We start from the raw sequence: 12718 nt of genomic DNA, 5'->3' as shown, positions 1-12718 counted from the left end.
CTTTTTTTTATCCTCTTCTTTTAAAATAACCTAATAATTTTTTTACGTAACTCTCGTCTGTACGAATGCTTATTACACCAGAACCGCTCTTTTTAAAGCTTTCTTCATAATAAGCGACACGCTCTTTGTAGAAAATCTCATAGTTTCTACGTACTTTTTTAGAAGAAGTGTTCACAAGCACTAATTGTCCTGTTTCTTCATCCTCCATTTGTACCATTCCTAAACTTGGAATCGCCTCTTCTCGCTGATCATAGATACGTATGCCTGTAATATCATGTTTGTTACCAGCAATTTTAAGTGCCATCTCATAGTCATCTGCAATAAAATCCGAAAGAATAAAGGTGATTGCTTTTTTCTTCATGACACTACTTAAAAACTTAATCGCTTGTGCGAGATCTGTTTTTTTAGATTTTGGCTTAAACTCTAAAAGTTCACGTATAATCCGCAGCACGTGTGATTTTCCTTTTTTCGGAGGAATATATAGTTCGATCTCATCTGTAAATAAGATCAATCCTATTTTATCATTATTCTGCATGGCACTAAAAGCGAGTGTTGCAGCGACCTCTGTAACAATTTCATTTTTAAACTGTTTGTCTGTACCAAAAAATTCAGAGCCACTCACGTCTGCAATCAACATCATTGTAAGTTCGCGTTCCTCTTCAAATACTTTTACAAAGGGTTCGTTATATCGAGCCGTTACATTCCAATCAATATTACGTACATCGTCTCCAAATTGATATTGTCGTACCTCACTAAAAGTCATACCACGACCTTTGAACGTTGAGTGATACTCACCTCCAAAAATATGATCAGACAGCCGTCGTGTCTTGATCTCAATTTTACGTACTTTTTTAAGTAATTCCTTTGTATCCATAAGCCCCTTAGCCCCCAAAGGGGGAACTAGATTCTTTTGTTTTATGCGTTTTTTCTAAAAATAATTAGATGTTTCATTTCAAATTTGAAGGTTAACTATAAACCATCCTAGTAAAAATCCCCCTTTTGAGGGCTAGGGGGCTTTAAGGCACTTCGATTTGATTGACAATCTTGTTGATAATATCGACTGTGGTAATGTTTTCTGCCTCTGCTTCGTACGTAATACCAATACGATGGCGTAAGACATCGTGTACAACGGCTCTCACATCTTCTGGAATCACATAACCACGACGCTTTATAAAGGCGTAGCATTTTGCAGCAATCGCAAGATTGATACTTCCACGAGGGGAAGCTCCAAAATTAATAAGTGGTTTTAAATCTGCTAGTTTATAATTTTCTGGGTATCGTGTTGCAAAAACAATATCAAGAATGTATTTTTCTATTTTTTCGTCCATGTAGACATCCTTTACAGCGTCTTGAGCACGAAGGATTTGCTCTACCGAAACGACAGGATTTATTTTTTCAAAACCGCCTTTTAAGTTTTGACGAATAATCATCTGCTCGTCGTCCATTTTAGGATAATCAATAACTGTTTTAAGCATAAAACGGTCAATTTGTGCCTCTGGTAATGGATAGGTTCCTTCTTGTTCTACTGGGTTTTGAGTTGCCATTACTAGGAATGGCTTGTCTAGTACAAAAGTTTCATCACCTATTGTTACTTGCTTTTCTTGCATCGCTTCCAAAAGTGCAGACTGTACTTTGGCAGGCGCACGGTTAATCTCATCGGCGAGTACAAAATTGGCAAAAATGGGACCTTTCTTAATACTAAAGTCATTGACCTTCATATTATAAATCATCGTACCTACCACATCGGCAGGAAGTAAATCGGGTGTAAACTGTATCCGGCTGAAAGAACCGTGTACTGCTTGGGCGAGGGTATTAATAGCAAGTGTTTTTGCAAGACCAGGCACTCCTTCTAGTAAGATGTGACCGCGACCTAAAAGACCGATAAGTAATCGTTCTATCATATGCTTTTGACCTACAATCACTTTGTTCATCTCCATAGTCAAGATATCTATAAAAGCGCTCTCTTTTTCTATCTTTTCATTGATAGCGCTTATATCTATCGTTGTCATATTTTCTTCCATACTTTGAAATTAATTTTAGTGGTATTTTAAAACACTGCAAAGTGCGGTTTTATTCGCAAACTTCTTGTTAACAATTGGTTAAAAAATCTATTAAATAAAGGGCTTCCCACGTATTTTTCTATCTTAGGAACTCGTATTTTTATGAGAACTCAAAATAAAAAATGAAGACAAAATTTTCAAAAATAATTCAAGGCTGCATGACATGGGGTGCTTGGGGAAAGCAACTTGATGCCACACAAATGATTGACCTCATGCATCACTGTATATCGCAGGGTGTAACGACGTTTGATCACGCAGATATTTACGGTGATTACAGTACAGAAGCTGATTTTGGAACCGCTTTCGCGAAAGCGAACATAGACCGATCCACGATCCAGCTGATCTCCAAATGTGGCATACAATACACAGGAAAAGCACGACCTGAAAATCGAGTGAAGCATTATGAGTACACTTCCAACTATATTATTTGGAGCGTAGAAAGGTCATTGAAGCTGTTACAAACGGAGTATTTAGATCTCTTGTTATTGCATAGGCCGAGTCCTTTAATGCAAGCCGAAGAGGTGCAAAAAGCCATCGAACAATTAAAAGCAGCGGGTAAGATTTTGGATTTTGGCGTCTCTAATTTTACGCCTTCTCAAACTGATTTAATCACGAGAACATCGATCGTAACCGTAAATCAAATAGAGTTTAGTCTTACACAACACAGCGCGATGCATAATGGAAGTTTAGACCACATGCAAATCAATGGAATTACGCCTATGAGTTGGAGTCCGCTGGGAAGTATTTTTAGAGACGATACACCTCAAACGCAACGTGTCAAAAAGTTATTGGAGACTTTGACAGAAAAATACAATGCAACAGAAGACCAATTGCTGTTGGCTTGGATTATGCAACATCCGTCTGGTGTGAACCCCGTAATCGGAACGACCAGCAAAGATCGGATTACAAATGCTGTAAAAGCTATAGACATAACGCTAGAAATACAAGATTGGTTTGCACTACTTATAGAAAGTCAAGGGCATAAGGTGCCGTAGGCCCCCTAGCCCCCAAAGGGGGAACTGATTTATATAACAGATAAAAAGATATTCGCCTTTGCGGGCATACATTATGAAAGATAACAGTAAAGAACATCCCTCTGTCACCCCTTTAGGGGCTAGGGAGTTCGCATTAATAACAGGAGCCACGAGTGGTATAGGGAAAGCAACGGCAGAGCGGTTTGCAAAAGAGGGGATCAACTTGATTCTTTGTGGAAGAAGGCAGGAACGCCTTGACAAATTACAACAAGCACTACAACATCAGGTAAAAGTACACACGCTCAACTTTGATGTACGCGATAAAGAAAAAGTAGCACAACAAATAAATAGTTTGCCATCAGATTTCAAACAGATAGATATCTTAATTAATAATGCTGGGAATGCACATGGGCTTGATCCTATCCAAACGGGGAATACAGATGATTGGGATGCAATGCTTGATATCAATGTAAAAGGATTGCTGTACGTAAGTAAAGCAATTATTCCGCAAATGATTGATCGAAAAGAGGGTCATATTATTAATATAGGATCTACTGCAGGCAAAGAAGTGTATCCTAACGGGAATGTGTATTGCGCAAGTAAACACGCCGTAGATGCTATTAACCAAGGAATGCGGATCGATCTCAATAAGCATAATATTAGAGTCGGCGCTGTCAACCCTGGGATGGTGGCTACAGAGTTTAGCGAAGTTCGTTTTAAGGGAGATACAGAACGTGCTGATAAAGTATACCAAGGGTTTGATGTGTTACAACCAGAGGATATTGCGGATATTATTTATTTTGTCGTATCAAGGCCTTATCATGTAAATATCGCAGATCTTGTGGTGATGTCTACAGCGCAAGCGAGTAGTACGATTATTAATAAAAGCTCCCTAACCCCCGAAGGGGGAACAAAATAGTTCTCGGATTGTTTGGAATAAAAATAGAGTAGTGTTCTAAAATAGAGTAATACTCTATTTTAAGAATTTGATAGAAACTAAAAACTTAAAAAGTAAGTTTCTCTGCCCTTTGGGAGACATGCCCAAAGGGCAGAGAGGGATAAAAAAGAAAAAGATTCCCGCCTACGCGGGAAGTTGCCATGATTAATAAACGACTTCTTATCAAAAATTTACTGGCTCATAATGATGAGAACAGTTTTTATGACAAGAAGCGTAAGATTGATATTAGTCATAAAGAAGGGAAAGCGAAGTTCTTAAAACATATTTGTGCGTTGTCCAATTCCAACCCTAAAAACAATTCTTTTATAGTGATTGGGGTAGAAGATGGAGATAATGCGATTTCTGGAGTTCCTTTTTTTGATGATAGTAAATTACAAAATCTGATCAATGCTTATTTAGAAAATCCGCCGATTATCTCGTATGAGAATATTCCTTTTCCAAACTTGCCAGAAGATAAAGTAGTGGGTCTTGTGACGATTCGGTCACAAAATAAACTTACGGCATTAAAAAAGAATATCTGGAAATATTGGGGAGGCACTGTTTTTTTTAGAGACGGTAGTATGTCGATGCCAAAGGTTTTTAAATCGGATGTAGAAGACGTAAACAGTGTGATTGTTGCCGCCATAGAAAACCATGCAAAAAATAACATTGAGCTGACACTGGATGGTGTGATGGATTTTATAAATCATCGTCATAGCGATATGGAAAGCCAGTATAAAGTGTTTAAAGAACAGTTTGTGTTGTGTTGGGCAGGAAACAAAAAAGTAGTCAAAGGCGAGACGTATTACTCAAGAGTAGATATTGAACTCATTAATGAGCAAGTTCGGTTGTTTTATTCAGCGTTAGATGAGGTGACCATCTCTTATGACGAAGATTCGTTTTCTATACTAGAGTACGTACATCTTGGCGTTCAGGAACAGTTTAAATATTACCCGTTGGAGGAGGTGGTTATACGCTTTCGCGAAAGCGGAACCTACACCATTGATACGCAATTGATTTTTGATCCGCCGAAGGTTGATAAACGCACCTTGTATCATATTTATAATAATAACAACGTTATTTTCTATAAGCTGAAACGTAAAATGGAACTCAATCAAGGCGAGTATAACGATTTGTACGAATTGCCTAATACGTATTTAATCTGTTACCTAAATGGTTTTGAAGGTGCCATTCATAAGTTGGAAGAAGTAAAGCCATTTCTTAAAAAATATCAAGGAGATATTTATAACCGATATAAAGAAACCATGCGCATTTTGCGTAAAGTAAGATATAATTAATATGAGTAGAACATTAGTTGTAGGAGATATTCACGGAGGATTAATAGCGCTTAAACAAGTATTAGAACGAGCAGCGGTTACCAAAGAGGATCGTTTGGTTTTTTTAGGCGATTATGTAGATGGGTGGAGTGATAGTGTGGGAGTAATTGATTTTCTGACATCGCTCTCATTGCAACAAGAAATCACCTTAATTCGTGGGAATCATGATGATCTTGTCTATCAATGGTTAAAAGGGAAGGACATGAGCTCTAAGTGGATAGAACATGGAGGTCAAAGTACAAAAGATGCGTATGCAATATTGTCGGATAAAGAGCGGGAAGCCCATCTGCCTTTTTATGAAAGCCTTGAAGATTATTATATAGATGACCAAAACCGTATGTTTTGTCATGCGGGATTTCAAAATCTTAATGGACCGAGTCATGAATGGCATAGTACTGCTTTTTATTGGGATCGTACGCTGTGGGAGATGGTATGTGCGATGAGAGAAGATCTCACGCCTGATGATACGTTATATCCAAAACGGTTACAGCTTTTTAAAGAAATATATATAGGGCATACTCCTGTCACAAGAGTAGGGTCTGCAGTTCCTTTACAAAAAGCAAATGTTTGGAATATAGATACAGGCGCTGCCTTTATGGGAAGTATTTCTGTGTTGGACGTAGACACAAAAGAATTCTGGCAAAGTGACCCTGTATGGGAGTTATATCCTAAAGAAAAAGGGCGTAATGATCGATCATTTATAGGGGTAAACGCACTTATATAATTAAAAATCGAAAAAAAAAGGGGTATTTACCCCTTGTCATACTTAGACAACTACCTGATATTTGCAACATATTAACCATTCAAAACAATAAGCCTTATAAAATCTTGTTCACGAGTTATACATACTTAACTTATATTGTTTGTAAATAATGATTTTGATATTGAATGTAATTCAATATCAATACAGTTAAAAAAGGGGGAAATAACTTTTTGTGAATTTTGATATAAGCGCTTAGGTGACTATGTGCACCACAGATAGTCCTTTTGAATATTAAAAACGTCCGATACTTGGGGGAGTAGAGGACGTTTTTTTGTTATAGATTTTGTAGATTTAGGACATAAAATTTAAAATCAATCAACTATGGGACTTTTTGATAAAATAAAAGAGAAACTTACGAATGAATTTATTGATATCGTTGAGTGGCTTGATTATACAGATGACACGATTGCACACCGTTTTGAACGGTATCAAAACGAAATAAAAAACGGAGCAAAGCTTATTGTACGTGAAGGACAAGCGGCTGTTTTTATAAATGAAGGACAACTTGCCGATGTATTTACACCAGGAACATACGATCTTACCACACAAAACCTACCTATTCTAACCACGCTTAAAGGATGGAAGTATGGTTTTAACTCGCCTTTCAAAGCAGAAGTCTATTTTGTAAACACACATCTTTTTACTGATGAAAAATGGGGAACAAAAAACCCTATTACTTTGAGTGATGAGCGTTTTGGTCTTGTGGAGATCCGTGCGTTTGGAACGTATGCGTTTAAGGTATCTGACCCAGGAAAGTTTATTGTAGATATTGTTGGTACGGATAGTAATTTTACCAATTTTGAAATTAATGAGCATTTAAAAAGTCTTATTGCGACTCGCTTTACAGATACGGTAGGAGAAGCAAATCTCCCAATAGAATTGTATGCAGCCAACACCTCAGAGCTTTCTGAAACCTGTCAAGAAGTGATGCAACCAGAGTTTATGTCTGTCGGAATTTCTCTTGAGCGATTTTATATTGAAAATGTCTCTATGCCAGAAGAGCTTAAGAAGGAGATTTTTGAATATAGTCGTATTGATAAACTAGACCTTGATAAGTTAACCAAATTCAAAACTGCCAAAGCTATAGAAGCTGCTGCTGCCAATGAAGGAGGTACTGCAGGGGCTGGAATGGGAATGGGAATGGGCTTTGTACTCGCACAGCAAATGGGCGGTATGATGTCTCCACAAATGGGTGGAGGACAGCAGATGCAGCAACAGGCACCTATGTCACCACCATCATTACCCGTTCAAGTGCAGTATTTTTATGCAGCAAACGGCGTACAGCATGGTCCTGTATCTTTTGATCAGTTGAAAGCACTTTTTGCTAGTAGAACCATTAATCGGGATAGCCTGATTTGGAAACAAGGAATGGGAAGTTGGACAGCACTTAACGAGGTTGAAGAACTTAAATCATTCTTGGGAGGAAATACACCACCCCCTTTACCGAATTCATAAATAGGCAGAAGAAATAGACATTAGTAAATTTATCTTAGGTTGCACTTTTTAAAAGTGTAATTACACGACTATATGGCAACATCAGAACCCGCTGTACAACAACAGGCAGAGCTTAAAAAATCATGTGTTAACTGTGGAGCAGAGCTTACCTATAAGCCTGGCACCTCCTCTATTACGTGTGCATATTGTGGTCATCAAGAAGAGATAATGGTTGATCCAAATGGTTTTGAAGAGCTAGAGCTTTCTCCATATCTTAAAGAGATGGGCGCACAGTCGCATAGTGAAAAAATCTCTATGTTGCATTGTAAAAACTGTGGGGCCAATCAGCATATAGAAGAAAATTACAAATCGCTACATTGTGTGTATTGTAGTATGCCTTTGATTGTAGAAGATATGTATATAGAAGACTGGATTTTACCGGGTGCTGTATTACCTTTTCAAATAGATCAAAAACAATCTTTTCAAACGTTTAAAAGATGGGTAAGCGGTCTTTGGTGGGCACCCAATAATCTTAAAAAAGCTTCCTTAGATCCGCAATTTACAAAAGGACTGTATTTACCTTTTTGGACGTTTGACGCACAACTAAGAGCAAATTATACAGGGCAACGAGGTATCTATTATTATGAAACGCAATCCTATAAGGATAGTAAAGGGAATTATCGCACACGCCGTGTGCGCAAAACACGATGGTATCCTGCTTCGGGAAAGGTTTCAGGTTTTGTAGATGATACGCTTATAAAGGCTTCACAGCAAAAAGCAGGACGAATCCCAAAGGATATTGCACGTTGGGATTTAAAAAAATTACAACCTTTTAATAGTAGTTTTCTAAGAGGTTTTATTACTGAAAAATATACCATTCCGTTGCAAGAAGGACATCTTGAGTCTAAGGAAGAAGCACGTCGTATTGCAGACCGTTGGTGTAGACAAGATATAGGTGGAGATACACAGCGCGTGAATAGTATAGATATGAAACTCTCTGAAGAAACCTTTAAGCACATATTACTTCCTGTCTATGTAAGCTCATACAGATATAATGGTAAAGAGTATAATTTCTTTGTAAATGGAGAGACAGGAGCTGTTTCAGGAAGTAGACCTTATTCTTTTTGGAAAATCTTTTTTGCAGTACTTCTCGTGTTAATAGTTGTAGGAATTGCCATTTATTTTGGACAACAAGCGGAGGGATAGTACTGTGAATTAGTATTTTTTATGATCTAAAGAAGGCGTAAATCCTTCAAAAATAATATTGTCAAATAATGTCGCATACCTATCTATTTGGGCTTGATTTCTCACAGTCCAAAGGAGTATAGGCACTCCTTTTTCTTTAAAATAAGAGACTCTTTTATTCGTTAGGTCATCTATGTCATAAGCGACAAAATCGGGTCGCATGTTTTTATTGAGTTGTAGGTAGTTGTAGATGTAATTTAGCGGTTGGATCGCAAGAGAAGGTTCTGCGAGCTGTCCTACGGGATAATTATGGTTTTGTTTACTCAGCCATTTTACAGAAGATCGATTAAAAGATTGTAAAGCAACCTCTCCTTCATATTTTTTAAGCAATAAAAGCGTGTTTTTTTCTAGCTTTTTAGAAAAGCGATGCGTTTTAAGCTCGATGAGTAAGGGGACTTGCCCATTTACAAAGTCCAGCACTTCCTGAAGCGTAGGAATGGTTTGCGTTGTTTTAAAAAGGGTATGGGTGGTTAGTTCTTCTTGTCGTAAATGTTTTGTCTTTTTCGGATTACTACAAGCACGTTTTAAATCTGCGTCGTGAAAGACAATAACGGTGCCGTCCTTTATTATTTGTACATCAAGTTCTATTGGGTATTTTTCTTTTATTGCTTTCGCGAAAGCGGATAAAGAATTTTCAGGAATTTTATGATTTCCATCATGCAAACCACGATGGGCGATGGGGGTGGAGATAAGCCATGTTGGAATGATGCTCATATAATAAATATATAAGGCTATCTAAAAATTACTTTTAGCTTGTCAAACTGAGCTTACCGAAGTTTTTAATCTTTTAGTTATCAAGATCCCTTCGACAGGCTCAGGATGACAATTAACATATATTAGCACTTTTTAGATAGCCTCTTGAGAATTATAGCTGTTATTGGACTACGTTTATTCTTTCCCATAGTTATGTTCATCTTGCCATTTTTTGAGTTTGTCCCATTTTCCTTCGGCAGCTAGTTTTGCTTGTAAGGGCCAATTTTTAGGACGATGTATTTCAAATCGTTTTCCACCACTATTAAGTATTTCTTGACATTTTTCTACAGAAGTTTCTGCAAGTGAAGCCCATGTTTTTATATCAAAATTATGGAAGAGTTCGCTTATTTTTGGACCAATACCTTCTACAATAGTTAGGTCGTTTTCTTTGATAGCCTTGCCAAAAGCAGCTTTTGCTACTGTGGCATCAAATGGAGTGACTGTAACGGTAGCAGGAGTCGTATCCATGGTTTTAGCTGTAAATGAGGAAGCCATACTAGCACTGCTACTTGCTGCAAAGGGTGAGTCAGATGCTATTTGAAGTTTTGAACGGCAGGCATCTAGATCTGCTTGCAAAGAAGCATTTTTACGTTTCCATAAATCAAGGTCATTACTCGGATCGTCTCCTTTTCCAGAAAGACGTCCTAATACATATCCTAAAATGGCACATATAAGACCCACTAATAATGGGATAAGCCAACAGGGTATATTTGATAAATTCATATTATTTTATTTATGATGATTCGTTAGTTGATGGTGACGATAGAGCGTCTATTTTTTGCTCGTCCTTCTTCAGTGGTGTTTGGTGCAATAGATATGTCTGGACCTTTTGATGTTGTAATAATTTTTGTTTCAGGGATACCATTACTAACAAAATACTCTTTAAGATAAGCTGCTCGCTTTTGACCAAGATTTATATTAATTGTGCGACTCCCAATGTTATCTGTATGTCCTTCTATTGTTATAGAAGCACCTTCTACTTGATCTAAATAGCGACTGATGTCTGCAATTTTTTGACGTTGCGCTGTTGTGAAGTCTATAGATGCTTGCGCATTTCCAAAATTAAGTGTCAATGGATCATCATTGATCCTTTTCTTTAGTGCTTCTAATTCTTGTGCTTCATTATTGACGTTTTCGCTTATCTCATAGTCTACAGGTCCTTCATATCGTATCCCGTCTGTTATAAGTGTATTGTCTTCTTCTCCAAAGATGTTTATCTGATTAGAAGCGATTCCGTTAGTAACTAAATAGTTTTTAATAGCATTTGCTCTTGCAATACCTAGATTAGGAAATGCAGATGAATTTTTTTCATCAGAAGTATAATGTCCAGTAATATCAACAGACTTTTTAGGATGATTTTTGAGGTACACATGTAATGCAGGAATCCCTATAATGACTCCTTGAGATACAGGAGTTAGGATCGAGTAATCAGAAACATTAAAGTTAAAATTATCATTGCTTGTGTATGCAAAGCTACCATCAGGATTAGGATCTTTAAACGTAAACCCTTTGTTTGTGACCACTGTTGGAGTCACTTCTTTTTGATTGTTTTCAAGATCTTCTGAGGAGTCGTTCGTATCTGAATTACAGCACATCGACCACATTAAAATCGTACCTGTAACAATCGTAAGCAAAATACCAAAGAGGTATCTCGTTTTCTTACTCATTCTGGTTAGTTTTGGTTAATAGTTTTTTAAAGTTACTAAAAAAGAGTAACAAAAAGAGACTACGTAATTTTAATGTTACTAAGGGTATGCTCAGCACTAACATCTTTACGATTATTCATTGTTATTATTTTTTAATCTTTACTAAAGAAATAACACCAAATATGGGGCCGATTGCTAATACAAACATGAGATAGATAGGGTTTATATACAATTGTAAAAGAAGTATAAGTTGAATGCTCACAATCGTAATTGCAAAACCAATACAGTTAACAATAGTAAGGGCTGTGCCTTTATAGATAGGGTTTACATGTTGAGCAACAAGTGTTGAAAATAAAGGAGAGTCTGCAATCACAACCATTCCCCAAAGAGAGAGCATTGTCATAAATAAGGTTTGCGAAGGGATCATAAATAATAAAGGAGAGATGATACAAAAAATACCAGAGAGTGTAAGAGATACAAATGATGTTTTTTTTGCTCCTTTGTATAAGGAAATATAACCGCTCATCACACAGGCGACGGCTCCTATTGCAATGACTATAAATGAAGAAAGCGCAATATTTAGTGAACTATCTGAATGTATAGAAGTATATGTTGTCAAGATAAAAGGAACAAATGCCCAGAATGCATATAACTCCCACATATGCCCAAAATAACCAAAGGCAGCCGCTTTAAACTTCTTAATTTTAAAAATTTTACCAATCACAGAAAAGTCTAATGAAGGACTTTTTTTCCTGTAAGGTCCATCGGGCACCAAAAAAAACAAAAGAAGTCCACCCAAAATCGCAATGATAGAGGTAATAATAAGGATGGTTTTCCAAGGGAGTTGCTCGGTAAAGCCTTTTAATAAGTGAGGAAACGCAGTTCCCAACACAAGAGCACCTACCAGAAACCCTAAAGACTTTCCTAAGCCTTTATCATAATAATCGGCAGCAATTTTCATTCCTATGGGATAAATCCCTGCTAAGAAAAACCCAGTTAGAAATCGCAAAATAAGAATACTTGTAAGTGTATGATGGTCCCAAATAATAACAAGATTAAACAATGCAGCGATCAATGCGCTTATCACAAATACTTTTGAAGGGGAGAATCGATCAGCAATAGTGAGGATCGCAAATACGAGTGTCCCTACTATAAATCCAAATTGTACAGCAGAGGTGATATGTGCAAGGGAGTTTTCGGGCAATGAGAAATGAATACTAAGATCTTGTAATATAGCATTACTAGAAAACCAAAGAGAGGTGCCGCAAAATTGTGATAGGACAATAACTGGTAGAATCCATTTAGGAACGTGTGCTTTGTTGATCAAAATAGCTATCAATTATAAGATGCATTATACGTCTGTAAAATAGAGAATAACTATCAATTTAGGTCGCTGACTTTGCTTAAAAAAAAATAAAACAGTGATAGAGGGTAGGAATAAGTAGGAGATTGTTGTTTTATAATCAAACATACGAATCCTACTGATTGAGATTAAGTTTTTTTAACTGGAAATCATGACAAGATAACTAGTTCTTAATCCTACTTGTGTTATCTCTGTTAAGAGACTAC

12 protein-coding genes are annotated in these 12718 nt (G+C 37.0%); 6 read left to right on the top strand and 6 right to left on the bottom strand.

The features are described from left to right. Positions 1 to 7: 7 nt before the first annotated feature. Together Q0505_RS19530 and Q0505_RS19525 are read right to left on the bottom strand one after the other, a co-directional pair. Positions 8 to 874: a DUF58 domain-containing protein gene (locus Q0505_RS19530; RefSeq protein ID WP_299216737.1), complete on the bottom strand. Its 867-nt coding sequence runs from the start codon at positions 872 to 874 to the stop codon at positions 8 to 10. Positions 875 to 1016: 142 nt separating this feature from the next. After that, positions 1017 to 2021, bottom strand: a complete 1005-nt coding sequence (locus tag Q0505_RS19525) for a MoxR family ATPase (protein WP_299216734.1) — start codon at positions 2019 to 2021, stop codon at positions 1017 to 1019. A 161-nt stretch (positions 2022 to 2182) separates the two neighbouring features. On the opposite strand from Q0505_RS19525, the gene Q0505_RS19520 reads away from it, so the two are divergent. The 6 genes from Q0505_RS19520 (at position 2183) to Q0505_RS19495 (ending at position 8711) form a co-directional block, all read left to right on the top strand. Then, positions 2183 to 3055: an aldo/keto reductase gene (locus Q0505_RS19520; RefSeq protein WP_299216731.1), complete on the top strand. Its 873-nt coding sequence runs from the start codon at positions 2183 to 2185 to the stop codon at positions 3053 to 3055. Between the two features lie 73 nt (positions 3056 to 3128). Beyond that, positions 3129 to 3953, top strand: coding sequence for an SDR family NAD(P)-dependent oxidoreductase (locus Q0505_RS19515; RefSeq protein WP_299216728.1), 825 nt, complete (start codon positions 3129 to 3131; stop codon positions 3951 to 3953). 179 nt (positions 3954 to 4132) lie between these two features. Beyond that, a complete protein-coding gene (locus Q0505_RS19510) occupies positions 4133 to 5269 on the top strand; it encodes an ATP-binding protein (RefSeq protein WP_299216725.1) in 1137 nt (378 codons plus the stop codon). Position 5270: 1 nt separating this feature from the next. Beyond that, entirely contained in the window at positions 5271 to 6032 is a 762-nt protein-coding gene (locus Q0505_RS19505) for a metallophosphoesterase family protein (protein WP_299216722.1), read from the top strand. Positions 6033 to 6392: 360 nt separating this feature from the next. Next, a complete protein-coding gene (locus Q0505_RS19500) occupies positions 6393 to 7526 on the top strand; it encodes an SPFH domain-containing protein (RefSeq protein WP_299216719.1) in 1134 nt (377 codons plus the stop codon). Positions 7527 to 7598: 72 nt separating this feature from the next. Then, on the top strand, positions 7599 to 8711 hold the full coding sequence (locus Q0505_RS19495; RefSeq protein WP_299216716.1) for a DNA helicase PriA: 1113 nt from the start codon (positions 7599 to 7601) through the stop codon (positions 8709 to 8711). 9 nt (positions 8712 to 8720) lie between these two features. On the opposite strand, the gene Q0505_RS19490 is transcribed toward Q0505_RS19495, so the two are convergent. From Q0505_RS19490 to Q0505_RS19475, 4 genes are all read right to left on the bottom strand, one after another. After that, positions 8721 to 9464, bottom strand: coding sequence for a glycerophosphodiester phosphodiesterase family protein (locus Q0505_RS19490; protein WP_299216713.1), 744 nt, complete (start codon positions 9462 to 9464; stop codon positions 8721 to 8723). 174 nt (positions 9465 to 9638) lie between these two features. Next, positions 9639 to 10226, bottom strand: coding sequence for a hypothetical protein (locus tag Q0505_RS19485; RefSeq protein ID WP_299216710.1), 588 nt, complete (start codon positions 10224 to 10226; stop codon positions 9639 to 9641). A 23-nt stretch (positions 10227 to 10249) separates the two neighbouring features. After that, a complete protein-coding gene (locus Q0505_RS19480; RefSeq protein ID WP_299216707.1) occupies positions 10250 to 11170 on the bottom strand; it encodes an OmpA family protein in 921 nt (306 codons plus the stop codon). Positions 11171 to 11294: 124 nt separating this feature from the next. Further along, positions 11295 to 12476, bottom strand: coding sequence for an MFS transporter (locus Q0505_RS19475; protein WP_299216704.1), 1182 nt, complete (start codon positions 12474 to 12476; stop codon positions 11295 to 11297). Positions 12477 to 12718 lie beyond the last annotated feature (242 nt).

This window comes from uncultured Dokdonia sp. (assembly GCF_937910895.1).
Lineage (GTDB): Bacteria > Bacteroidota > Bacteroidia > Flavobacteriales > Flavobacteriaceae > Dokdonia.
This window is presented reverse-complemented; position numbering and strand designations above follow the sequence as displayed.